Origin of the sequence: Mucilaginibacter sp. 22184 (assembly GCF_052045695.1) — a bacterium.
In the GTDB taxonomy this organism is placed as follows: domain Bacteria; phylum Bacteroidota; class Bacteroidia; order Sphingobacteriales; family Sphingobacteriaceae; genus Mucilaginibacter.
Window position 1 is genome coordinate 124,058 of sequence record NZ_JBQEPI010000009.1, and the last position, 23,629, is coordinate 147,686.

Annotated in this window: 21 protein-coding genes; 8 read left to right on the forward strand and 13 right to left on the reverse strand. The window is 42.1% G+C overall.

From position 1 onward, the window contains the following. Positions 1 to 284 precede the first annotated feature (284 nt). Genes ACTJKG_RS20390 through ACTJKG_RS20400 form a run of 3 tightly spaced genes read left to right on the forward strand, consistent with a single transcriptional unit; the run spans position 285 to position 2,197 of the window. Positions 285 to 938 (forward strand): FadR/GntR family transcriptional regulator, encoded by a 654-nt coding sequence (locus tag ACTJKG_RS20390; protein WP_440740276.1) that lies wholly within the window; start codon positions 285 to 287, stop codon positions 936 to 938. An 11-nt stretch (positions 939 to 949) separates the two neighbouring features. Next, entirely contained in the window at positions 950 to 1,783 is an 834-nt protein-coding gene (locus ACTJKG_RS20395) for a sulfite exporter TauE/SafE family protein (protein ID WP_172337542.1), read from the forward strand. 12 nt (positions 1,784 to 1,795) lie between these two features. Next, positions 1,796 to 2,197: a DUF1634 domain-containing protein gene (locus ACTJKG_RS20400; protein ID WP_440740277.1), complete on the forward strand. Its 402-nt coding sequence runs from the start codon at positions 1,796 to 1,798 to the stop codon at positions 2,195 to 2,197. Between the two features lie 80 nt (positions 2,198 to 2,277). Here the strand turns inward: ACTJKG_RS20400 and ACTJKG_RS20405 are convergent, their stop codons facing one another. Continuing rightward, positions 2,278 to 3,609 (reverse strand): efflux RND transporter periplasmic adaptor subunit, encoded by a 1,332-nt coding sequence (locus tag ACTJKG_RS20405; protein ID WP_440740278.1) that lies wholly within the window; start codon positions 3,607 to 3,609, stop codon positions 2,278 to 2,280. A gap of 50 nt (positions 3,610 to 3,659) precedes the next feature. After that, a complete protein-coding gene (locus ACTJKG_RS20410; protein ID WP_172337545.1) occupies positions 3,660 to 5,105 on the reverse strand; it encodes a TolC family protein in 1,446 nt (481 codons plus the stop codon). Between the two features lie 94 nt (positions 5,106 to 5,199). Here ACTJKG_RS20410 and ACTJKG_RS20415 point away from each other — a divergent pair, with 94 nt between their 5' ends. After that, on the forward strand, positions 5,200 to 5,823 hold the full coding sequence (locus ACTJKG_RS20415) for a polysaccharide deacetylase family protein (protein WP_440740279.1): 624 nt from the start codon (positions 5,200 to 5,202) through the stop codon (positions 5,821 to 5,823). 41 nt (positions 5,824 to 5,864) lie between these two features. Here the strand turns inward: ACTJKG_RS20415 and ACTJKG_RS20420 are convergent, their stop codons facing one another. After that, positions 5,865 to 6,458, reverse strand: a complete 594-nt coding sequence (locus tag ACTJKG_RS20420) for a GrpB family protein (RefSeq protein WP_172337547.1) — start codon at positions 6,456 to 6,458, stop codon at positions 5,865 to 5,867. Between the two features lie 306 nt (positions 6,459 to 6,764). Here ACTJKG_RS20420 and ACTJKG_RS20425 point away from each other — a divergent pair, with 306 nt between their 5' ends. Beyond that, positions 6,765 to 9,032, forward strand: coding sequence for an aconitate hydratase (locus ACTJKG_RS20425; RefSeq protein ID WP_172337548.1), 2,268 nt, complete (start codon positions 6,765 to 6,767; stop codon positions 9,030 to 9,032). A 212-nt stretch (positions 9,033 to 9,244) separates the two neighbouring features. Here ACTJKG_RS20425 and ACTJKG_RS20430 read toward each other — a convergent pair whose 3' ends face one another. The 8 genes from ACTJKG_RS20430 to ACTJKG_RS20465 all read right to left on the reverse strand — a co-directional run bounded on the left by ACTJKG_RS20430 (position 9,245) and on the right by ACTJKG_RS20465 (position 15,649). Then, positions 9,245 to 10,006, reverse strand: a complete 762-nt coding sequence (locus tag ACTJKG_RS20430) for a 5'-methylthioadenosine/adenosylhomocysteine nucleosidase (RefSeq protein WP_172337549.1) — start codon at positions 10,004 to 10,006, stop codon at positions 9,245 to 9,247. Between the two features lie 33 nt (positions 10,007 to 10,039). Then, positions 10,040 to 10,159 carry a hypothetical protein gene (locus tag ACTJKG_RS20435; RefSeq protein WP_440740380.1) on the reverse strand — a complete coding sequence of 40 codons (120 nt, stop codon included), beginning with the start codon at positions 10,157 to 10,159 and terminating at the stop codon, positions 10,040 to 10,042. Beyond that, positions 10,128 to 10,529 (reverse strand): cupin domain-containing protein, encoded by a 402-nt coding sequence (locus tag ACTJKG_RS20440; protein WP_440740280.1) that lies wholly within the window; start codon positions 10,527 to 10,529, stop codon positions 10,128 to 10,130. Before ACTJKG_RS20440 ends, ACTJKG_RS20435 begins: the two co-directional genes overlap by 32 nt. A 42-nt stretch (positions 10,530 to 10,571) precedes the next feature. Continuing rightward, a complete protein-coding gene (locus tag ACTJKG_RS20445) occupies positions 10,572 to 12,203 on the reverse strand; it encodes an ABC transporter substrate-binding protein (RefSeq protein ID WP_440740281.1) in 1,632 nt (543 codons plus the stop codon). A 273-nt stretch (positions 12,204 to 12,476) separates the two neighbouring features. After that, a complete protein-coding gene (recA, locus tag ACTJKG_RS20450) occupies positions 12,477 to 13,484 on the reverse strand; it encodes a recombinase RecA (protein ID WP_166091538.1) in 1,008 nt (335 codons plus the stop codon). 207 nt (positions 13,485 to 13,691) lie between these two features. Beyond that, positions 13,692 to 14,453, reverse strand: coding sequence for an endonuclease III (nth, locus tag ACTJKG_RS20455; protein WP_440740282.1), 762 nt, complete (start codon positions 14,451 to 14,453; stop codon positions 13,692 to 13,694). A gap of 206 nt (positions 14,454 to 14,659) precedes the next feature. After that, complete coding sequence (locus ACTJKG_RS20460) at positions 14,660 to 14,854, reverse strand: hypothetical protein (protein WP_172337553.1); 195 nt, start codon at positions 14,852 to 14,854, stop codon at positions 14,660 to 14,662. A 210-nt stretch (positions 14,855 to 15,064) separates the two neighbouring features. Further along, positions 15,065 to 15,649, reverse strand: coding sequence for an RNA polymerase sigma factor (locus tag ACTJKG_RS20465; protein WP_076375554.1), 585 nt, complete (start codon positions 15,647 to 15,649; stop codon positions 15,065 to 15,067). A gap of 481 nt (positions 15,650 to 16,130) precedes the next feature. Here ACTJKG_RS20465 and uvrA point away from each other — a divergent pair, with 481 nt between their 5' ends. The 3 genes from uvrA (at position 16,131) to ACTJKG_RS20480 (ending at position 22,143) form a co-directional block, all read left to right on the forward strand. Then, the gene (gene uvrA, locus ACTJKG_RS20470) at positions 16,131 to 19,043 is read left to right on the forward strand and encodes an excinuclease ABC subunit UvrA (RefSeq protein ID WP_440740283.1); all 2,913 of its coding nucleotides are present in this window, start codon (positions 16,131 to 16,133) and stop codon (positions 19,041 to 19,043) included. 193 nt (positions 19,044 to 19,236) lie between these two features. Continuing rightward, positions 19,237 to 19,818: a glycoside hydrolase family 19 protein gene (locus tag ACTJKG_RS20475; protein ID WP_440740284.1), complete on the forward strand. Its 582-nt coding sequence runs from the start codon at positions 19,237 to 19,239 to the stop codon at positions 19,816 to 19,818. 381 nt (positions 19,819 to 20,199) lie between these two features. Beyond that, the gene (locus ACTJKG_RS20480; RefSeq protein WP_440740285.1) at positions 20,200 to 22,143 is read left to right on the forward strand and encodes an IPT/TIG domain-containing protein; all 1,944 of its coding nucleotides are present in this window, start codon (positions 20,200 to 20,202) and stop codon (positions 22,141 to 22,143) included. Positions 22,144 to 22,283: 140 nt separating this feature from the next. On the opposite strand, the gene ACTJKG_RS20485 is transcribed toward ACTJKG_RS20480, so the two are convergent. Both ACTJKG_RS20485 and tsaD read right to left on the reverse strand, forming a co-directional pair. Beyond that, positions 22,284 to 22,454: a hypothetical protein gene (locus tag ACTJKG_RS20485; protein ID WP_172337557.1), complete on the reverse strand. Its 171-nt coding sequence runs from the start codon at positions 22,452 to 22,454 to the stop codon at positions 22,284 to 22,286. 40 nt (positions 22,455 to 22,494) lie between these two features. After that, a complete protein-coding gene (gene tsaD / locus ACTJKG_RS20490) occupies positions 22,495 to 23,496 on the reverse strand; it encodes a tRNA (adenosine(37)-N6)-threonylcarbamoyltransferase complex transferase subunit TsaD (RefSeq protein ID WP_440740286.1) in 1,002 nt (333 codons plus the stop codon). Positions 23,497 to 23,629 lie beyond the last annotated feature (133 nt).

Below are 23,629 nucleotides of genomic sequence, written 5' to 3' on the forward strand. Positions count from 1 at the left end.
TGTATAAGATCTCTCCTCGTACCTCGTTCGAGATGACAGTTTAACTTTTGCTGTGTTAGGGGACAATTTATACAATGCCTAAAAAGCCTGTCACTCTGAGCTCGTCTAAGCACGCGCGCAGAGCCCCTACCACCATGCTTCGACGGGCTCAGCATGACACCTCCTCTTAGGCTCTGTCTCTCCCCTTCAATTCCCACCTCCATCACACTAATGTCAAAAATATTTTTAAACATCAGATGTTTAAATAAAAACATCATACCTTTACATATCAAATCATCAGCGATATGGATAAGAAAGAAACCCTCGGCAGCCGCGTAATCAATCAGATCAGGAATGATATAGCGCAGGGCAAATTTAAGCTCAACGAAAAAATACCTGCCGAGCCCGAATTGATGCAGCTGTATGGCGTGGGCCGTTCCACCATCCGCGAAGCCATTAAAACCCTGGCTACCGCCGGCATACTCAAAGTACAGCAGGGCTCCGGAACATTCGTCAACTCCGTTATAAGGGAGCAAACTATTGAGCAGCGCTTAAAAAATGCCGACTTCGACCAGATTAATGCCGTGCGGATATTATTGGAGGGCGAGATAGTCCGCCTGGCAGCACAAAACCGATCTGAAGCACACATAGCGCAAATTGAGCAATCTCTGGAAAAAAGAAAACAGGCTATCCAGTCAGAACAGCGCCAGGCCTGTGTTGATGCCGACATCGCTTTTCACTTGGCCATAGCCCAGGCTTCATTAAACAACGTACTGGCCGATTTATATGAAAGTTTCACCCTCATCATCCGCGATTTCTTCTCCAAACGCGAAGCACAAGGCATCAGTCATTTTGCCATGAGCCATCACCTGCATGAGCAACTGTTTAAGGCCATCAAAGCCCAAAAGGTTAAACAAGCCGAGCAACTGATACAGCAAATTTTAAATAATAATTATTAATACCATATATCATGACTATTATAACATTCACCCTCATCTTACTGGCAGGAGCCTACCTGGCCGGTTTGGTTGGCTCACTCACCGGCCTTGGCGGCGGCGTAGTGGTAATTCCATTGCTTACCCTCGTATTTCATGTAGATATCCGCTACGCCATCGGCGCGGCTTTACTGGCATCTATCGCCAACTCATCGGGTGCGGCAAGCGCGTACATTAAAGAGGGGATCACCAATATCCGTTTAGGCATGTTCCTGGAGATTGCCACTACGGTGGGGGCAGTTGGCGGCGCCATCATCGCAGTGTATACGCCTACCAATACCATCGCCATTCTTTTCGGCGCTATCCTGTTATTCTCAGCAGCTATGACCCTCCGCAAAAAGAACATGGAAGCCTTAACCGAAGGCAGCACGCTATCCTACAAATTAAAACTCAACAGCAGCTATCCTACTAAAGATGGCGAGGTGGAATACAAATTAAAAAACGTAGGGGCGGGTTTTTCTATCATGACCCTGGCCGGCGTTCTGTCGGGACTTTTAGGCATTGGTTCCGGGGCCTTAAAAGTTTTGGCTATGGATTCGGCTATGCACATACCTTTTAAGGTGAGCACCACTACCAGCAATTTCATGATCGGGGTTACCGCAGCAGCCAGCGCCGTGGTGTATTTACAAAGAGGTTATATGGATCCGGGTATTGCTTTCCCGGTGATGCTGGGTGTACTGGGCGGCGCGTTTACCGGCTCCAAACTGCTTACCCGTATGGATCCCAAGGTGTTAAAATATATCTTCTGTGTAGCCATCACCTTTGTTGCCGCCGAGATGATATTTAACGGTTATAACCACAAATTCTAAACAAAAAAGATCATGAAAAAGATACTTTCAAAAGCCTTTACAGCTGATCAGGATATAGAAAAACTGATTGGTTATTTATTAAGATACGGAGTTATCACCGCGAGCCTCATTGTTTTTATCGGTGGTATTATCTACCTGCATCAATATCAGCACAGCGGTGTACCTGCTTATCATACATTTGTGGGTGAGCGGGCCGGCTATACTACCATCAGTGAAATTTTCAGCGGCGTTGGTTCATTCAACGCTAAAGGAATCATACAACTGGGCGTACTCGTGCTGATCGCTACTCCTATTTTACGCATCTTTTTTTCGTTAATAGGCTTTATACTGGAAAAAGACAGATTGTATATCCTGATCACTTTTGTGGTGTTGAGCGTAATGCTATTCAGTATTTTCGGAGGTCTAAAAGTTTAAACCCAATCGATATTAAATAAAAAAAGGCTGCTTCAAAATTTTGAAGCAGCCTTTTTTTATGATGTTAATACTGATGAGGATTATTTATTATCGGTATTAAATAATTTTGATTTATCAACTTTTTGAACCTTCATGCCATCGGCTAATGTTTTTGATATAGCCGAATATGGCGCCGATACCACTTCTTCGCCACCTTTTAAGCCCGACAGGATCTGGATATAGGTATCATTCTGAATACCTGTAGTTACCTGTACCTGCTTTAGCGTACCCGGAGCCGAATAAACATATACATACTCTTTGACCGGGGCGCTGATCTGTACCTTTTTATCGTCCTTTGCGGCAGCGGCACTGGCATCTTTTTTCTCATCGCGGGTGGTTACAGATTGGATCGGAACCGAAAGAGATTTCACATGATTGGTATTGATATCAACGGTACCTGTTAATCCCGGACGGAAAGGTGATGGGTTATCAGCAGTTTTTTGAAGCAATGCCGTATAAGAATTGGCATCTATGCGTACTTTAACTGTAAAATTGGTTACCTGATCGGCATTGGTACCCACTACGTTGGCCGAGCTACCTATTTCAATTACCGAACCTGTAAATTTTTTACCCGAAAAAGCATCCACCTCGATGTTTGCAGGATCATTTAACGATATACGGTTAATATCATTTTCGTTTACATCCACATTCACATCCATTTTACTCAGATCAGATATGGTCATGATCTCGGTACCGGCAAATTGCTGGGTGCCCAAAACACGCTCGCCTTTTTGAATAACCAGTTTAGAAATTACCCCGTCAACCGGTGAGTAAAGACTGGTTTTGGCCAGGTTGTCCTGCGCTTCTTTAACCGAGGCCGATTGTTGTTGCAGGCCAAATTGCGCCCCAACCAGGTTTTGCCTGGCGGCTTCTAAGCTGGCTTTAGCACCCTCATAGCTGGCTTTGGCATTATCAAATTCAGATACGGTAAGTACTTTATTTTGAAAAAGTGTTTGAGTACGTTTGAAAGTAGCCTCCTGGTTAGCAAAAGTAGCCTCTGCCTGTTTAAGCAATTGTGCCATATTACCTATAGTTGCTTTTTGGGTACTATAGCTTGCCACAGCACGATCATAGCCCGATTTTAATATATCGGGACGTACACGGCAAACCAACTGGCCTTTTTTTACCACATCACCTTCTTTAACAGGCAATTCAACAATTTCACCAGATACTTCTGAGGTTATCTTTACTTCAACATGTGGTTTTATTTTTCCGCTGGCAGATACTGTCTCATTAATTTCACGCACGTCGGCTTTTTCGGTGGCTACCTGGGGTAAGGGCGGTTTGCCAATAATGCCTGTCGCTGTTGCCACAATGAACAATACAGCTATTACCCCCAGGGCTATCAAAATATATTTAGTAGTTTTTCCCATGACTATGCGTTTCGATATTTTATGATGTTTTTAAGATTAAGCTTATGACGTTAAAGTGTTATAGGATTGCCCAGATAATAATCAATCACCTTGCTCCTGAAAATGAGCTGGTATTGAGCTTCGATCATGTCAAATTGTGATTTATTAAGATTAGTAAGGGAAGTATTATAGTCCAGTGAATTTACTAAACCAACAGTGTACCGCTGCTGCGTAATGTTAAAGGCATCTTTATTAGCCTTGTATGTTTGCGTGGTCGAAAGATATTTTTTTTCGGCAGCGCGCAGATCCCAAACTGCCTGATAAATAACTTTGCTCAGCGTGTTACGGGCCAACTGCGAGGTTACCTCGGCATTTTGGGCCTGAATTTTTGCTTTGCGTACGGAAGTGCGCGCGGTAAACCTGCCAAAAATTGGTATCTGTAAGTTTAAAGCTATAGCCTGGTTAAAATTGTTACCTATTTGGGTAAAAAACGGATTGCTTTTAAATGTTTGGGTGAAGCCTGGCTGTACAACTACCTGATTTGTACCTTGCACAATACCGATGGGTGAAAACGTACCGGTAGATATTACCTGGTCTACTGTATTTTTTGCATTTGAATAATTAGAACCCGCCTGTCCTATCAGGGTAATGGTGGGATAATAATTGCCTTTTGCTACTTTTATAGCCTGTTCATATGATTTTTGCTGAACCTCTGCAAGCAATACATCAGGGTTTACGTTCAACGCCGTTTTTAATATGTCCTGCGGATCATATATTACTTTGATGTCGCTAAGTTTGCCGATATCCGGCTTCTGCACCTCTATCTCGGTAGCCGGATTCATCTCCATATATTGCTTTAGGGTAAGCATTGATGATTCCATCTGGTTTTGCGCGTTGGTATAATCAAGTTCCGAGGTTGAAAGCTGGGCCTTAGCTTGTGAAAGATCGGCAAGGGTTTGATTACCTACATTATAATTTTGCTGCGCTCTCTCTAGTGTTAGTTTCGATATCTCGATTTGCTGTTTGGATGCTCTAACCAGATCCTGGTTAGTTAATACCTGCAAAAAGGTGGTAACCACGTTTAATATCAGGTCGTTTTTAACTTTCGCTGTGGCGGTTTTATTGGCATCAACCAATATCCGGTTCTGGATAATCTGGTTACGCAATTGTCCACCCTGAAATAAGGTAACTTGTGTAGAGAATTGACCATAAACCTGTAAAATACGCTGATTAATGAACTGATAAGTTGATTGATCTATATTACGACCAAAGTTGAATCCGCCTTGCGGTGCTGCTGTAAGGTTGGGCAATTGATTAAATTTCGATTGCTTCAGATCTTCTTCAGACAGTGCCTCGGTAAACTGTGATTGTTTAATGGTTAAATTTCGCTCAAGGGCCAGGTCAATTGCTTTTTGTAAAGTGATTACTTCTTGTGCTTTAGCCTGAAAACCAAGTGCCGAAAATATAATAGCACCTATAAGAGTTGTTTTAATGGGTAGTGACAATATTGGTTTCATAAGTTTTTATATGCAATTGTAAGCAACTGATGCTTACCTTGCATGTTCATTTTTGTTTATTTTTTAAATAAAACATAAAAGGCCCGTTTCGTATATGTATCTGATTAAAACACCCTGGCTGCTCAAAAAGCTGTACCCCCAACTCATCTGGAATAAAAGCAAAGCTGATCGCTGCATTTATCTCACTTTTGACGATGGGCCTATACCAATTGTTACAACACATATATTAAATATTTTAAAACAGTATAATGCCAAAGCCACCTTTTTCTGTATTGGGGATAATGTAGCAAAACATCCCGATATTTTTAAGCAGTTGACCGACGATGGCCATGCCATCGGCAATCATACGTATAATCACCTTAAAGGTTGGGAAACTGATAACAAAATTTACCTGGATAATTTTTTACAGGCTGATAAAGTACTGGATACTCACCTTTTTCGGCCGCCATATGGCAGGATCAAAAGACAACAGATCCGCGATCTGCAGGACACCCGCCCCGACATTAAAATTATCATGTGGGATGTACTGAGTGGCGATTTTGATATCAACCTTAGTCCCGAAGCTTGTCTGCAAAATGTGCTGAAACATACCGAAGCCGGATCCATCGTGGTATTTCATGACAGTTTGAAAGCGTATGACCGGGTGAAATATACACTGCCCAGGGCTTTGGAAGTGTGGAGCAAGGAGGGGTTTAGTTTTTGCCCCTTACCCCTCTAAAGGGAAGACAGTTAGCAGTTTGCAACGGTTAAGAACCCGAATCAATCTATACCATGTAGTTTTTTATACCAATCAACAGCCTTTTGCTGAACATCTTTTACAAAATCATTCTTAGCATCATTATAGTCTATCGTATTTTTATATTCACTTTTCGATAATTCTTTTTTAAGCCGGCAATAGGCATCGCGTTCGTCGGGATGTAAAGCCAGATAATCCCGGAAAGCAACGTGCCTTATCCAATCGTCGGTATCTTTTACAAATACATGAATATGAGTTACAGATTTTAAACCTTGCTTAACAGACGGCACATCATTTACATCAATGAATGATGGTATGGCACCGCCTGTTTCACTTTTATATCTGCTGTAAAATCGCCTTGATGGCCAGTCGGGTTCATACATTTTAACATAGGTGTAATGCTGCTGCATGGGCCCAATGGTTTTATCCAGATCATCGGCGCTTTTTAACCCTACTTCTATATCAATAATGGGTTTGGCACAAAGCCCGGGAACTGATGTGCTACCAATATGAACTATAACCGGGTTTAAAAAACCCAATATATTATTGATCTTTTCCTTTTCCTCTGCAAATAAGATTGGCCAGTTATCCTGATAATCGGTTATCGTTATTTTCATAGTTTAGTTGTGTTTAAGCAGGTGATGCATTTGCCTTTCGTCATGGAATGGCAAATATATCGCATCCAGATATATCTTCATAACAACACAACTCGCTCGTAACCGATCCTCCTCTGCAAACTACCCATCTGCCAACTGCATTCCCCCTTCGGGGGGGTGGGGGCCTCCTATTTAGAATAGCTCCAAATAACATTTACACAGTTGACTGACAGCTTTTAGTAGTAATTTTTGTAAATTCGCCGCACTGAGCCCAGCTACTGGGTTTGGTGTCAATTCGTTTACTTTTCACCTAAAAATCAAATACAAATGGCTTTTGATTTAGATATGATCAAAAAAGTTTACGATCGCTACAGCACCCGTGTGGATGCTGCCCGTAAAGCGACCGGTAAACATCTAACCTTAACCGAGAAAATTTTATATGCCCACCTTTCTGAAGGCGATGCTCAAAAAGCGTTTGGCCGCGGAGTGGATTATGTTGATTTTGCACCAGACCGTGTAGCTATGCAGGATGCTACTGCTCAAATGGCCCTTTTGCAGTTTATGCAGGCTGGCCGTCCGCAGGTTGCTGTTCCTTCTACCGTACATTGCGATCACCTGATACAAGCAAAAGTTGGCGCCGTTGCCGATTTAAATACTGCTGTTGACGTAAACCGCGAGGTTTATGATTTCCTGGCCTCTGTTTCTGATAAGTATGGTATTGGTTTCTGGAAAGCAGGCGCTGGTATTATTCACCAGGTTGTTCTGGAAAACTATGCTTTCCCGGGTGGTATGATGATCGGTACCGATTCACACACGCCTAACGCGGGTGGTTTGGGTATGATTGCCATTGGTGTTGGTGGTGCTGATGCTTGCGATGTAATGGCAGGCTTACCATGGGAACTTAAATTCCCTAAACTGATTGGTGTTAAATTAACCGGAAAACTTTCTGGCTGGACATCAGCAAAAGACGTGATATTAAAAGTGGCTGGTATCCTTACCGTAAAAGGTGGTACAGGCGCTATTGTTGAATATTTTGGCGAAGGTGCACGTTCACTATCTGCCACAGGTAAAGGTACCATCTGTAATATGGGTGCCGAAATTGGCGCTACTACTTCTATCTTCGGATATGACGAAAAAGCGGCTGCTTACCTAACCGGTACTAAACGCGGCGATATTGCCGAGCTTGCCAACGCAATTGCCGAGCACTTAACCGGCGACGAGGAAGTTTACGCCAACCCTGAGCAATATTTTGACCAGGTTATCGAAATCAACCTGTCTGAACTGGAACCGCATGTAAATGGTCCGTTCACTCCGGATCTGGCATGGCCTATCTCTAAATTCGCTACCGCGGTTAAAGAAAACAACTGGCCTACCAAATTAGAAGTTGGTTTGATTGGTTCATGTACCAACTCATCATACGAAGATATTACCCGTTCTGCTTCTATCGCGAAACAGGCTATCGATAAAAAATTAAAAACCAAAGCTGAGTTTACCATTACCCCAGGATCTGAGCTGGTACGTTACACGGTTGAACGTGATGGCTACCTGAATACTTTTGATCAAATGGGCGGTGTGGTATTAGCCAATGCTTGTGGTCCATGTATTGGTCAGTGGGCCCGTCATACCGACGATCCTACCCGTAAAAACTCTATCATCACTTCGTTTAACCGCAACTTTGCTAAACGTCAGGATGGTAACCCTAATACTCACGCTTTCGTGGCTTCGCCGGAAATTGTAACTGCTTTTGCTATCGCCGGCGATTTAACCTTTAACCCATTAACTGATACCCTGACCAACGAAAACGGTGAGCAGGTAAAATTTGATGAGCCACAAGGTATTGAAATGCCGGTAAAAGGCTACGCTGTTGAAGATGCAGGCTACCAGGCACCAGCCGAGGATGGCAGCACAGTTCAGGTTATTGTTGATCCAAAATCATCACGCCTGCAATTGCTGGAGCCGTTTAAAGCTTGGGAAGGTACCGATCTGAAAGGCTTAAAACTGTTGATCAAAGCCAAAGGTAAATGTACTACCGACCATATTTCTATGGCTGGCCCATGGTTAAAATTCCGTGGCCACCTGGATAACATATCTAACAATATGTTGATCGGCGCTATCAACTATTTTAACAATACTGCTGATAGTGTTAAAAATGAACTGACCGGCGAATACGGTCCGGTACCGGCTACTCAACGCGATTACAAAGCGAATGGTATTGGCACCGTAGTAGTAGGCGACGAAAACTATGGCGAAGGTTCATCACGTGAGCACGCAGCGATGGAACCACGTCACTTAGGCGTACGTGCCATACTGGTAAAATCATTTGCCCGTATTCACGAAACCAACCTTAAAAAACAAGGTATGTTGGGTATCACTTTTGCCGATACCAACGACTATGATAAGATCCAGGAAGATGATGTGATCGATATTGACGGCTTAACAACTTTTGCTCCGGGCAAACAGTTAACCGTTGTATTACACCACAAAGATGGATCTGTTGATTCGTTCCCGGTAAACCATACCTATAACGACCAACAAATTGAATGGTTTAAAGCCGGCGGCGCGCTGAACATCATCCGCAAGCAAATGGCATCTTAATAAGCTCAAAGCCGAAAGGTTAAAGCTGAAAGCTAATATTAAAAAGCCTCCCTTTTTTGGGGAGGCTTTTTTGTTGATTGCACGTCCTTCTTGTCCACTACGTCATTGCGAGCGCAGCGTGGCAATTTCCGATTTGCAGATCGGTTCTGTATAGTTAGGGATTGCCACGTCGTTCCTCCTCGCAATGACGCGTGGAGAGATTGCCATCCTATCTATAACACCGCAAACATATTCCTAACAATCTCATAGGCATATTTGCTGGACACATTTTTGATAAAATCAGGAAAGTCAATAGATGAATGCTCATTAGATTCATCTGAGATTATTCTTAAAACCACGAAGGGGATCTCGTATTCATAACAAACCTGGGCTACGGCGGCGCCTTCCATCTCCACACATAGTATGTCTGGAATAGCAGCGTGTAATTGATCCTTATCAGCCTGATCAGCAAAGAATTTATCACCGCTGGCTATAGTTCCTTGAAACACCCGGGTTTTATGTAATAAAAAGCGCTCAATTTCATGCTCGTCGATAAACGAATGGATATGATCGCCAACAATCGCATCAACGGATTTTTTTGCGATGCTGATGTAATCAGAGTCAGCTTCAAAATAGGTTACGCCCAGCAAAGGAATTTCGTGCCGAGGCATCAGCGGACGGGCATCCATATCATGTTGGATCAGGCGGTTGGCAACAACCACGTCCCCTATTTTCAATTCGGTATGGATAGCTCCTGCAACACCAATAAATATCAGATCGGTAATGTTAAACCTGGTGATCAAGCTAGTGACAGTAGTAGCTGCCGCAACTTTGCCCCATCTGGAAAAAACCAGTACGGTTTTAATATTACTGATAGTTCCGGTATAATATGTTCTCCTGCCGAAAGAAACTTCTTCAATACCTGTCATCAAGTGAAGGATGCTGTTAATTTCCTCATGCATGGCACCCATGATGCCTATTACTTTTTCGTTCATATGGTGGATGTTAATAGTTAAAAGTGGACTTACCTATCGGCAAAGCCGGTTAAATAAGTCATCAAAACGGGGATATGCGGCAGTCATATCTTCTTTTACCGCCATTTCAAATTCGCTGAAATCAAAGCCCGGAGCTACTGCGCAACTTACCAGGGCTAAAGCCCTCTTTCGAAGGTATTTCGGATGCGAACCAGGATCCGCCTGGTATAACAACAGAAAGCTCACCCGTATCTAATGCCGAAAGCTCGTATCGATGATAATTTCCGGCAACATCGATCATATGAATATAGAGTGGCGAACCGACGTGAAAATACCAAAGTTCATCGGATACTAACCGGTGAAAACCCGAAAAGTCTTCTCCTTCCAACAAGTAGTAAATGGATGTACAGGCTTGCTTAACGGCCGTTCCACCGGTCCGGCTTATTTGTTGTTCAGACCGAAACACCTCTTTATAATACCCACCCTCAGGATGTGGCTGCAACGTTAACCGTTGAACCCAATGAGCTGCATTTTGTGTATTCATATAGATAGAAGATTAAATAAATAGTTTTATAAAGTTCCCGCTTCAGGGGGCTTTAACTACCCTTTTCAACACCAATAAATTTTGTCCGTTAAGGCTATAGCCACTTATATTATTCTGGTATAGGTTCACCAGTTTATCGTAATACAATACCACCACCGGCGATTGCTCCATCACCAAACCGTCCATTTGCTGGTATAGCGCATAGCGGGCAGCATCATTTTTTTCATGATAGGTCTGCTCAAACAGCGCGTCGAATTTTTTATTGTTAAACCCTGTATAATTGGGTCCAAAAGGGATCTTATTTTTGGAGTAAAAAACCGACAAATAATTTTCACCATCAGGGTAATCGGCTATCCATTGACCGTAAAAAAAGTTTATGCCATTTTTGGCTACTAGTTCACGCAGGCTGGCACCCTGGGTAATTTCTACACTGGTTTTGATACCTATCCGATCTAATTGCCCTTGTACATACTCTATCAAACTGCGGTAACCTACCGTGGTGGCCAATGAAATTTCGGGCAGGTTTTTACCATCCGGAAAACCGGCTTCGGCTAATAGTTGTCTGGCTTTTTCAGGGTCGTAAGTATAGCCTTTTACATTTTTACCGAAACCAGGCATTCCCTCCGGGATAAAACCTTCATAGCCGGGTGTGCCCATACTATTGCGCAGGTATTTCATCATTTTTTGCCTGTCGATAGCATAATTAATAGCCTGCCTTACTTTTAATATCTTTAGCGGTGACTTTTTTACTATGGCCAAGTTGGTATCTACCAATATGCCCAGGTACATGGTATTTAGATATGGAGCCGTATTCAGCACAAATTTGCCCTGGTACTTTTGTGTCACCTTGCCAGATTTGGTCAGGATATCATCCCGGTAACTGCCATCAATATCATTTAAAAAATCAAGCTTCTTTTTGATAAATTCCAGGAATGATGTTTGTTTATCGGCAATAAAGCTGGCTTTTACCGCATCGAGGTAAGGCAAGCGGTTACCCTTATTATCCTTCTCCCAGTATTTTTCGTTTTTAAGCAGCACCAATACCTCCCCTTCTTTCCAGTATTTAAACTTGAATGGACCTGTGCCGATGGGATGGCTCCTGAAATCTTTACCATAAAACTCCACCACCTCTTTGGGCACAACAGAACAGTACTGCGCAGTAAGCATACTTAAAAAAGGGGCGAATGGCTGTTTAAGGCGGATATTAAAAGTACTATCATCAGGAGCAGTAAATGAGCGTTTCCCCTCTACTTTATCGCTAAATATCCAGGAGCCAGACGAGGCTACTTTAGGATCAATTAATCGCCCAAAACTATACACAAAATCGGATGCTACAGCCTTGCGACCAACACCATCTTTAAAATGCGGGTCATCGTGAAAGTAAACATCATTGCGCAAATGAAAGGTATACAAAAGACCATCGGCAGATATATCCCAGCTTTTAGCAATACAGGGTATTACTTTCAAACTATCATTGATCTGTACCAGGCCATTAAAAACCTGGTTATCCATCCAAATGGTATAATGATTACGGCAAAAGGCGGGATCGAGTGAAGTAAGACCTTCCTCCAGGTTAATATTAAAAATGGTTTTACCAGAATTTGAAGCCGCGTTACGGCAAGCGCTAAACTGAATGAACAGTACAGAAAACAATAACAAGCTCCATTTATTCATGCAGAGCTAAATATATTAATTATTGAATTATCGATTTAGTGAATTGGTGATTTATTACCTGGGGATGAAGATCATTAGTTCTTCTTGCTAACAAGTTTGTCATCCTGAGCGTAGCGAAGGATCTATTCATTAACCTGCATATCGTATAATAGATGCTTCACTCCGTTCAGCATGACAAGGGCGCTTTAAAAACAAGAAAGCCTCCCAAATGGGAGGCTTTCTAATATCAAAAATTCAAAATCCGAAATCGAAATTCCGAAATCCGAAATCAATCTATTCTTCAACCAAACTTTCGCCGGTAACGGTTTCTTTAATTTTGGTTTCCAGTTCTTCCTGTAGTTCAGGGTTATCCAGGATCAGTTGTTTAACCGCATCACGGCCCTGGCCCAAACGAGTTTCGCCATAGCTAAACCATGAACCCGCTTTTTTTATGATGTTATATTCAACACCCAGGTCGATGATCTCACCAGCTTTTGAAATACCCTCACCGAACATGATATCAAACTCGGCCACGCGGAACGGAGGAGCCACTTTATTCTTAACAATCTTCACCTTTACGCGGTTACCTGAAACTTCGTCGGTATCTTTAATTTGTGATATACGGCGTACATCCAAACGTACCGATGCATAAAATTTCAAAGCATTACCACCGGTAGTGGTTTCGGGGTTACCAAACATTACACCAATCTTATCTCGCAATTGGTTGATAAATATACAACAGCATCCGGTTTTGCTGATAGTACCTGTTAGTTTACGCAAGGCTTGCGACATTAAACGCGCGTGCAGACCCATTTTGGAATCGCCCATTTCGCCTTCAATTTCCGCTTTGGGAACCAAGGCGGCAACAGAGTCAACTACCAGGATATCGATAGCGCCAGAACGGATCAGGTTATCGGCAATTTCCAGTGCCTGCTCACCATTGTCCGGCTGGGAGATCAACAGATTCTCTACATCCACACCTAATTTTTTAGCATAGAAACGATCGAAAGCGTGCTCCGCATCAATAAACGCGGCGATGCCACCTTTTTTCTGTGATTCCGCAATGGCGTGGATAGCCAATGTGGTTTTACCTGACGATTCAGGTCCGTATATTTCAATAACCCTTCCTTTTGGTAAGCCGCCAACGCCTAAAGCGATATCCAGACCTAAGGAGCCGGTTGATATTACTTCTGTAGGTTCAATAACGGAATCACCCAACTTCATGATGGTACCTTTTCCGTATGATTTTTCCAGCTTATCTAAAGTAAGCTGTAATGCCTTCAATTTATCTGTGTTGCTCATCTTAAAAATTTCTAAAACAAATATATAAATGTTTTATTTAAAAATACTAATTTTTTTAGTAATTTATTTACATGATTAAATATTTGTCATGCTGAATGCAGTGAAGCATCTATTATAAGATATACAAGTTGATAAATAGATCCTTCGCTCCTCAGGATGACAATGCTTAATAATAACAGATAAACTTACTTAACCCGCCACTAGCAATCAAATATCTTTATCCACACTGCGCTTCTTCAACTCTTTTGTAATGATATTCAGCGCTTTTTTCTTTTTGGCTTCTTTGGCTTTCCGGATCTTTGCTGCTTCGGCTTTTAATAAAGCCGTTTCGGTATTGTGCTGTTCATAGTATTTGCAAAACCAGGTAAGCGGACATATTTCGCATTTAGGGCTCCGCGCCAGGCAAATATACCGGCCATGCAGTATGAGCCAATGATGGGCTACACCTATATATTCTTTGGGAATGTGCTTGATCAATTGCTTTTCGACAGCCAACGGGGTGGTTGCATTATGCGTAAGGCCAATACGATTAGATACCCGGAACACATGCGTATCTACGGCCATGGCCGGTTCTTCGAAAATTACCGACGCGATAACATTGGCTGTTTTACGACCTACCCCAGGCATTTTTTGCAGGTTTTCGATACCCGCAGGTACTTCACTGTTAAAAACATCTACCAGCATTTTTCCCATACCTACTAAATGTTTGGCTTTATTATTAGGATAGCTTACACTCCGTATATAAGTAAAAACTTCTTCCGGAGTTGATGCGGCCAGGTCTTCGGGCGTAGGGAACCGTTCAAACAGCCTTGGTGTAACCTGGTTAATGCGTTTATCGGTGCATTGAGCCGACAAGATCACGGCAACCAATAATTGAAAAGGGTTATCGTAATGCAGTTCGGTAACGGGATTGGGTTGGTTTTTTGAAAAATATTCAACAAAATGGCGGTAGCGTTCGGCCTTAAGCATTTTTAAAATTAAGAATTTTTTTATGGTAAAGATCGTGCTCCTATAGTTTAATACATATATTATAATATGTATTAAACTATATTATCAATTACACGATCCATATAAAATAGAAAGGTTCATAAATCATGCCGGATGTTGGTTTCTGTTCTCTCGAACATCCGCCTCCATCAACAATTATGATCTATGAACCAGCAAGTTCGGAATACTTAACGCAGGCTTTTAGAGTAGTCAAGTATCTGGTGTATAGTTTGTACCTTGGGTTTTTTGTTCAAAAGGTCCAAATCAGCGCGAATTGAATTGTAAAATATCAATTCGTCAGCACCCAGATTTTCTTGTGCATTCTCGTCCATTAAAGCCTGGTTGGCAATTCCATTTAATGTTGTTGTAAAGGTTTCATCCATAAGCTTATTTTGTTGTAAATTTTATATGATTTATAACGGCGACTTAAAGATAATATTTTATCAAATGAAAATTAAATGAAATTTTTTTACGGGTTAATTTTTATCACCCTAAGTGAATAAGTTAAGTTATTAATCACAAAAAATCGGGCTATTGAAAAAAGACCACCACTTAACCAGCAGATCTATTGATCAACAGCCCGATTCTTTTTATTAATTTTTCAAGCTCAACTCTTTACTCTGCATCATTTTGCGGAGGTTATTGAGGGCATAACGCATCCGGCCTAAAGCGGTGTTGATGCTTACTTCGGTTATATCGGCAATTTCTTTAAAGCTCATATCGCCAAAGTGGCGCATGATCAATACCTCTTTTTGCTCTGACGGTAAAAGCTGTATCAGCGTTTTCAAATCTTTATGGGTTTGCTCACGCACCATCCTGTCCTCGGTGCTTTCATCATAATTACCCAGTACTTCAAAAATATCAAAATCGTCGCCATTGCTGATCATAGGCGCACGTTTTTCGCGACGGAAGTGGTCAATAACCAAATTATGTGCAATACGGGTTACCCAAGGTAAAAACTTACCTTCTTCGTTATACTTTCCAGCTTTCAGCGTATTGATAACTTTGATAAAGGTATCCTGAAAAATATCCTCGGCCAGATACTCGTCTTTTACAAGCAGGTAAATAGAGGTATATATTTTGGTCTGATATCGTCTGATCAACTCCACTAGCCCAGCTTCATCACCGGCAATGTATAGATGGATTAGATCCTGATCACTTTTCAATTGAAAATCCATAGAAAGTACTACTTAAACTTAATTTTTAGTTAAAAACCTATAAAGTAAAGTATATTCTATAGCGTGCTCCTTAGGGGTTAAGAAATTGTTACTTCAAATAAAACAAATTCCCGGCTAAAAAACAAATTATATTTTTTACTTACTTCTGTTAATCAGGTTAATTGGTATTATGAACGGCTTCGCCCTTTATAATTCTTACACCTATCCAAGGGTTTGACAAGGGCGCCCGGCAATGGTTTAATCACTTACTCAAAAAATTTATAAATCCCCCCCTGTTTTTCGCTATTAAGTATTTAAAAGTCAGCAAACTGTAAAGTCAGAAATTTATTTGGCGTAAATCCCCAAACAAAGTAAAACCCATTTGGATTCTGCTAATTTTTTTAGGATTTTTGCATTCCGGAAAAAAGACCATGGTCAATTGTCCATAGACCATAGCTTTGAGAAACAACGATGGTCTATAGACCATCGACTATCAACTATTATGACTAAAGAAGCAGAAAAAGATCCGCAGAAACATATCATTATTAAGGGGGCCCGCGTACATAATTTGAAGAATATGGATGTGGCTATCCCAAAAAACAAGTTGGTTGTGGTTACTGGCATGTCGGGTTCGGGCAAGTCGTCACTTGCTTTTGATACTTTATATGCCGAAGGTCAGCGCCGTTATGTAGAAAGTCTTTCTTCCTATGCGCGCCAGTTTTTGGGCCGGATGAACAAACCCGATGTGGATTATATTAAAGGCATTGCACCTGCTATAGCTATCGAACAAAAGGTGATCACTTCCAACCCGCGTTCAACAGTAGGTACCTCAACCGAGATATATGATTATTTAAAATTGCTTTTCTCCCGGATTGGCAAAACTATTTCCCCGGTATCCGGCCAGATAGTAAAAAAAGATTCAGTTACCGATGTGGTGAATTTTATACTATCGTTACCGAACGAGAGCCAGGTAACAGTTTTAGCACCACTGTACCCGCATAATAACCGCAGCTTAAAAGAGGAGCTGGCCGTTTTAATGCAAAAGGGCTTTGTGCGGGTAGAGTACCTGAATAAGCTGTCAAAAATTGAGGCTTTACTGGAGGATGAATCCATTGAAAATACTTCATTGATAGCCGAGACCCATGGAGAGAAGAAAGCTAAAGGCAAAAAGCTTAAAGCTGAAAGTGAAGAAACCATAACACAGGAAGAAGAGGCTCCTACCCATTACCCCGGTGTCCGTATCGTAATTGACCGGATATCAAAGAATGAAGAGGACGAAACCATAAGCCGTTTGGGCGATTCGGTGCAGACCGCTTTTTTTGAAGGCAAGGGCGATTGCTATGTACGTTACCAGGAACCAGATGCCGACGGTGAATTGGAACGTTTTTTCTGCGATCGCTTTGAACTTGATGGTATTAAATTCGAGGAGCCTACACCCAATTTCTTCAGCTTTAACAATCCATACGGCGCTTGTAAAAAATGCGAGGGATATGGTAAGGTGATCGGTATTGACGAGGACCTGGTGATCCCCGATAAAAGCAAAAGTATATATGAGGGTGCTATAGCCCCATGGCGCGGCGAAAAAATGCGCGAGTGGAACGATATACTCATCAAACACGCTTTGCAGTTTGATTTCCCGATACATCGCCAGTACAATCAGCTAACAGAAAAACAACAACGCCTGTTATGGACAGGCAATAAATATTTCCGTGGCCTGGATGAGTTTTTCCATGAGATGGAGGCGCAGACCTACAAGATCCAATACCGGGTTATGCTGTCGCGCTACCGAGGCAAAACCACCTGCCCGGAATGCAAGGGCAGCCGCCTGCGTAAAGATGCATCGTATGTAAAGATCAACGAACGTTCTATTACCGATGTGGTATTAATGCCATTGGATAGAGCTTTGGAGTTTTTTAAAGGACTGCAATTAAATGAAACGGATGCCAAAGTGGGTAAACGCCTGCTGATGGAGATCACTAACCGCTTGTCGTTTTTAAATGATGTGGGATTGAGCTACCTGACGCTTAACCGTTTGTCAAATACCTTATCAGGTGGTGAATCGCAGCGTATTAATCTGGCTACATCACTGGGCAGCAGTTTGGTAGGCTCGGTATATGTATTGGACGAGCCAAGTATTGGTTTGCATCCCCGCGATACACAGCGCCTCATCAGCGTATTAAAATCATTGCGCGATGTGGGTAATACAGTATTAGTGGTGGAGCACGAAGAAGAGATAATGGAAGCTGCAGACCACATCATTGACATTGGCCCCGAAGCCGGGACTCATGGCGGCGAACTGATCTTCACAGGTACTTACAAAGAGATATTAAAGGACGAACACAGCTTAACAGGCAAATACCTGAGCGGCCGTGAATCCATAGCCATACCAGCACATCGCCGTAAATGGAATGATTATATCGAGATCAAAGGCGCGCGCGAAAACAACCTGCAACATGTCACGGCTAAATTCCCGTTAGGGGTTCTTACCGTAGTTACAGGCGTGTCCGGTTCGGGTAAAACCAGTCTGGTAAAACGCATATTGGCGCCTGCTCTGCAAAAAGCACTGGGTAATTATTCGGGCGAACAAACAGGCTCGTATGATGGCATCGATGGTGATTACGCTAAGATAGAACAGGTGGAACTGGTTGACCAAAACCCGATCGGTCGCTCTTCGCGTTCCAACCCGGTTACGTATGTAAAAGCCTGGGACGAGATCCGCAATCTGTATGCTTCACAACCTGCAGCAAAGGCCGCGGGACTAAAACCATCAGCATTCTCCTTTAACGTTGAAGGCGGTCGCTGCGATGTTTGTCAGGGCGAGGGCGAAGTGAAGATAGAGATGCAGTTTATGGCCGACATCTTCCTGACCTGCGAAACCTGTGGAGGTAACCGCTTTAAGCAACATATACTGGACATCACTTACAATGAAAAAAATGTAGCTGAAGTGCTGCGCATGACCATTGATGAAGCACTGATCTTCTTCGCTAAAGAACCTAAGATCATCGCTAAGATAAAACCTTTGGTTGATGTAGGTTTGGGCTATGTACAATTGGGTCAATCGTCAAATACACTCTCTGGCGGCGAGGCACAGCGTATTAAGTTGGCATCGTTCCTGGTAAAGGGCAACAACACCAATAAAACATTATTTATTTTTGACGAACCTACCACTGGTCTGCATTTTGCCGATATCAAAAAATTGCTCAAATCATTTGACGCCCTGTTGGAACATGGCAATACCATTATTGTAATAGAGCACAACATGGATGTGATTAAATGTGCCGACTGGATTATTGACATTGGCCCCGAAGGCGGCGACCGCGGCGGAAAAGTGGTATTTGAAGGTGTACCTGAAGATCTGATTAAAGAGAAAAAATCACATACGGGTTATTATTTGAAAGAACGGTTCGGAAAGTAATTATTACTCTTGTCATAACTAAAAAGGGTTGCTGTAAACAGCAACCCTTTTTAGTTAAAATCTTCACACTGCGCGGATATAAATTCCCTCTTTATTTTCCCTTCCTAAATACTTATATTTACCTCGTAAAGCCCTAATCTTTTGTTATCCACCTGTTTACCAGGCTTATTATTAACACCTAAATCTTAATCTCATGTCTGATACAAAAGAATTCTACGTAGACATCCGTCCAATGTTTGGCGGACATTTAACACAAAGCCAGGTTGATGGTATCCAGGCCATACTCAAAGCCACAACAGACGCAGGCATTACAGATGATCGTAAAACCGCTTATATACTGGCCACTGTTTTTCATGAAACAGCTAAAACCATGCAGCCAATTGCCGAATTTGGTAAAGGTGCCGGGCACGATTATGGCAGAAAGCTAAAAATGGGTGGCGGCCCGGCTAAGCGCATTCCTTATACCACACCCGATGAATTATATTATGGTCGTGGTTATGTACAATTAACCTGGTATGAAAATTACGATAGCATGGGCAAACTGCTCAACATCGACCTGCTTGATAACCCAGATCTGGCTTTACAACCAGCCATAGCCGCAGCCATTATGATCAAAGGAATGACCAAAGGCTTATTTACAGGCGTAGGCTTGGATAAGTATTTTACGGATAAACTTACCGACTGGGTAAATGCCCGCAAAATCATTAACGGTCTCGACATGGCCAAAACCATATCAGGCTATGCTCAAACTTTTTATAAGGGGCTAACAGAGTAGCATCCGGGAATCTGAAAGAGAAAAATAACCTACCAGTTATTTAACCTTCAATTAAGTAACCGATATATTTGACTGGGAGATGTGAGCAGTACTGTTTCCGCTTTTGTTGGCAATAAGCCCAAACGCTCACTATTTAAAGACAAACTGCATTCATCCTGATTACCTTTTAGTTAAGTTCAAATAGTATTTAAAACGGCGTGTATTTCCGTTACCTTTGCCCCTCCTTGAACTTTATTGCACATACCCCCCTGATTGAATATGATTACACCATTACAAAACTTTTTTAAAGCAGTAAGCTTTATACTGCTTATTATTACTTTTTTTTCTTGTTCAAAAAGTCAGAAAGATCCAGATTTAACACCCGACAAACCGAAGCCAGCCTTGACCGCAAAAATCAATGGGACAGACTATAACCTGGCAGCTACAGATTTTACATCGACCTATTATGCCACGGATGGTGACGATGTAAAAGCACTGCAAACTACCGCCAACCTGGATGCCAGCGGCAGTAAACTGGTATTCTTCATCAGCGATCTTAAAGGCGGATCGGTTAACCTCAGTAAAAAAGCGGGTACCTCTTTAAATCCAGGCAATCCAACCTTAAAAGTAAACGCCTCAACAACTACAACTACTTCTGTACAAACCTATGTACAGTATATTAACAGTGGTAATATCTATTTCGCCAACTCGGGCAACATTACTGTTACCATCAATGCCAATACTGCTATGGTAAGCTGGGATATCGTATTTAAAGATGCGGCAGGAAAAGATTTCGCGTCAAATGGCTCTTATACGGCTGCCAATTTTACCAGTAATACTAAACCAAAAACGCAGATAGTTGATCCTACACCGGTTTCGGCCAAACCTACTATTGAAAGTATTAGTCCGCAGCAAGGCAAATACAATGATACGGTTACCATAACCGGGGTTAATTACAGTTCGGTTATAACAGATAACATAGTGAAATTTAACGGTGTGGAAGCCGTGGTGAAAACAGCTACCCCTACCCGGCTTAGAGTACTTGTCCCTTTAACGGGCACCACCGGTAACATCAGTCTTAAAGTAAAAAACAGTGAAACTGTTAACGGTCCTGTATTTACTTATGCTGCCCTGCCAAATCTCACCGACGTTAAACCTACGGAAGGCAGAGCCGGGGATATAGTAACCCTTACAGGTATCAACTTTAGCAGCAACCCGGCCGACATTGTTGTTAACTTTGATAATGCTATTGGAACTATTGTAACAGCAACCTCCACCCAGGTTACTGTTAAGGTTCCGGCTGGTTTAAAAGCTGGAGCCTTTGTGCGTCTTATCATAAGCATTAAAGGTATTAAATCAGCTTCAGTAAGCACCTATCTGATTGACGCCCCATATCCCAATCTGAATTGGGAAAGCCTGACGTCGATTCCGAGGCTACAAAATATTAATCAAATGATACATATGGGCTCAACGCTGCTTATTACCGGCGGCAACAATGCTAACTTTCTGTATTATAGCGCAGACGGAAAAACATACTCAGATGTAGCATCTAATCTCCCCTTTAACAAATCAAAAAAACTAATTATCAATGTTTTAAAAGCCTATAAAAGCGCTTATTACATCTCTACTAATCTTGGTATTGCCAAATCAACCAACGGCATTTACTGGACTAAGCTTACGCCCGAAACTACCGCACCCGATACGGGCTTTACAGGTATTACAATTACCAACAATTACGTTGCAGCGGTAAGCGGTAACAGACTCTACCGATCAACCAACGGTGGTAACAGTTGGACCCGCACCAATATCAGTGTGCCAGGTGCTACGCTCAACTATACAACTGCCATTACTGATAGTTACAGTAGCAATAACTTTTTTGCAGTAGACACCAGTAAAAACTACACATCCAAAGAAGAAAAATTATTTTATCGTTCAGCAGATAACGGAGCTACCTGGGAAGCAACTAAAGGTTATACCGGCATTTATTATTATAATTTAGGTTATAAAGATTTTCTGGCTGCCGCCAGTTATAGTGTACTTTGCGCGTTTAGCTATAAAGGGGCGGCTCAAACAGAAGGCAGCCAGCGCCTTTACAGATCAACCAACAAAGGCGACTCCTGGACTCAGGTGGGTACGGAAGCATGTAACGTGATCAAAGCTGATAGTGCAACCGTTGCTTATGGTAGCCAAACCTTTAATCTATCCAGCAATGATGGGGTTAACTTCAAAAGCTATCCTATGCCTGCTGGCTACACTTTAGGCGGTATTGAATTTACCAACAATTATTATTATATCATGGGTTTTAATGCAGCCGGTGACAAGAAAATATTCCGGGCAGCGAGGTAAAGAGCCCATTTCTGGTACAAACAAAAAGCCTTCCATATTTATTGTGGAGGGCTTTTTGTTTTATGACAACTGTTCGATGTCTATTAATCAAAATCTAACAATCATCAACACGTTCAGCGCAATCAAAATCAATCAGCGGTCTACTGCCCGCCTGTTTTAACGTACATATAAACTATGCCGCCTACCACAATAATGGCCAGTACAATAAGTCCGGTTACACCTTTCTTTTTATCCTGGCGCATCAGCCAAATTAAAAAAGCAACCAATGGCAACACAAAAACTGCCCAGAAAATCAATGAAGGAATGTTCATATTTTTTAATTATTAAATTGGTGATTTACTGAATCACTAATTAAAAAGGCATCCTTGCCAGCGGAGCTGTCTCCTGTCCGGCAAATTCACCTTTTAAGTATTTATAGTAACCGGCAATGGCTATCATGGCCGCGTTGTCGGTACAGTACTCCATTTTGGGTATAAAGCTTTCCCAGCCATTTTTTGCGCAGAGCTCCTGCAGTCCTAAGCGTAAACCGGTATTGGCCGATACACCGCCCGCCAAAGCAATTTGTTTTATGCCGTACTCCTGCGCTGCCTTTTGCAATTTGTTCAACAGTATGGTAGCTATACGTTTTTCAACCGACGCGCAGATATCCGGCAGATTCTGGCTGATAAAATCAGGATTCTTAGCCACGTTATCCCTGATAAAATATAAAATCGATGTTTTCAATCCGCTAAAGCTAAAATCCAGGCCCGGTATCTGTGGCTCAGGAAATTTGTAAGCATCAGCATTGCCCTTGCGCGCGTATTTATCAATCAACGGGCCACCCGGATAAGGCAAGCCTAATATTTTGCTGGTTTTATCCATGGCCTCGCCCGCGGCATCATCAAGCGTTTGGCCAATTACCTCCATATCAAAATAATCTTTCACTAAAACTATTTGTGTATGTCCCCCAGAAACGGTAAGACACAAAAATGGAAATACAGGCTTATGATAGCCAATAAAATGGGCCAATATATGGGCCTGCATATGATTTATATCAATAAGCGGCAGGTTTTTAGCCAGCGCAAATGCCTTAGCAAATGATACACCTACTAAAAGTGAACCTAAAAGTCCAGGTCCGCGGGTAAAAGCTACTGCATCAACATCATTTTTGCTTACTTTTGCATTCAATAATGCTTGTTGTACAGCAGGAACAATATTTTGCTGATGAACCCTTGAGGCAAGCTCAGGGACAACGCCTCCATATGCTTCGTGAATGGTTTGATTGGCAATTACATTGCTCAGTATCTCTCCGTTAACACAAACAGATGCGGAGGTTTCATCACATGAAGATTCGATTCCTAAAATTACAGGCACAATATTAAGTCAAAAGTCAAAAGTTTAAAGTCAAAAAATGACCTTACCCTTTGACACGTTATAAATACATTTAGAAAAGTAAAACATTTCAAACGGTTTTGAATTTTTACTTTTGAATTTTTAATTAATTACA

Excerpts from the sequence above, each read along its gene's own strand:
- ACTJKG_RS20430 (WP_172337549.1), bottom strand. The coding sequence starts at position 10,006 with ATGAACGAAAAAGTAATAGGCATCATGGGTGCCATGCATGAGGAAATT.
- ACTJKG_RS20445 (WP_440740281.1), bottom strand. The coding sequence starts at position 12,203 with ATGAATAAATGGAGCTTGTTATTGTTTTCTGTACTGTTCATTCAGTTT.
- ACTJKG_RS20405 (WP_440740278.1), bottom strand. The coding sequence starts at position 3,609 with ATGGGAAAAACTACTAAATATATTTTGATAGCCCTGGGGGTAATAGCT.
- ACTJKG_RS20400 (WP_440740277.1), top strand. The coding sequence starts at position 1,796 with ATGAAAAAGATACTTTCAAAAGCCTTTACAGCTGATCAGGATATAGAA.
- ACTJKG_RS20465 (WP_076375554.1), bottom strand. The coding sequence starts at position 15,649 with ATGGATTTTCAATTGAAAAGTGATCAGGATCTAATCCATCTATACATT.
- nth (WP_440740282.1), bottom strand. The coding sequence starts at position 14,453 with ATGCTTAAGGCCGAACGCTACCGCCATTTTGTTGAATATTTTTCAAAA.
- ACTJKG_RS20415 (WP_440740279.1), top strand. The coding sequence starts at position 5,200 with ATGTATCTGATTAAAACACCCTGGCTGCTCAAAAAGCTGTACCCCCAA.
- ACTJKG_RS20420 (WP_172337547.1), bottom strand. The coding sequence starts at position 6,458 with ATGAAAATAACGATAACCGATTATCAGGATAACTGGCCAATCTTATTT.
- ACTJKG_RS20485 (WP_172337557.1), bottom strand. The coding sequence starts at position 22,454 with ATGAACATTCCTTCATTGATTTTCTGGGCAGTTTTTGTGTTGCCATTG.
- ACTJKG_RS20395 (WP_172337542.1), top strand. The coding sequence starts at position 950 with ATGACTATTATAACATTCACCCTCATCTTACTGGCAGGAGCCTACCTG.
- ACTJKG_RS20475 (WP_440740284.1), top strand. The coding sequence starts at position 19,237 with ATGTCTGATACAAAAGAATTCTACGTAGACATCCGTCCAATGTTTGGC.
- uvrA (WP_440740283.1), top strand. The coding sequence starts at position 16,131 with ATGACTAAAGAAGCAGAAAAAGATCCGCAGAAACATATCATTATTAAG.
- ACTJKG_RS20425 (WP_172337548.1), top strand. The coding sequence starts at position 6,765 with ATGGCTTTTGATTTAGATATGATCAAAAAAGTTTACGATCGCTACAGC.
- ACTJKG_RS20440 (WP_440740280.1), bottom strand. The coding sequence starts at position 10,529 with ATGAATACACAAAATGCAGCTCATTGGGTTCAACGGTTAACGTTGCAG.
- ACTJKG_RS20410 (WP_172337545.1), bottom strand. The coding sequence starts at position 5,105 with ATGAAACCAATATTGTCACTACCCATTAAAACAACTCTTATAGGTGCT.
- recA (WP_166091538.1), bottom strand. The coding sequence starts at position 13,484 with ATGAGCAACACAGATAAATTGAAGGCATTACAGCTTACTTTAGATAAG.
- ACTJKG_RS20460 (WP_172337553.1), bottom strand. The coding sequence starts at position 14,854 with ATGGATGAAACCTTTACAACAACATTAAATGGAATTGCCAACCAGGCT.
- ACTJKG_RS20390 (WP_440740276.1), top strand. The coding sequence starts at position 285 with ATGGATAAGAAAGAAACCCTCGGCAGCCGCGTAATCAATCAGATCAGG.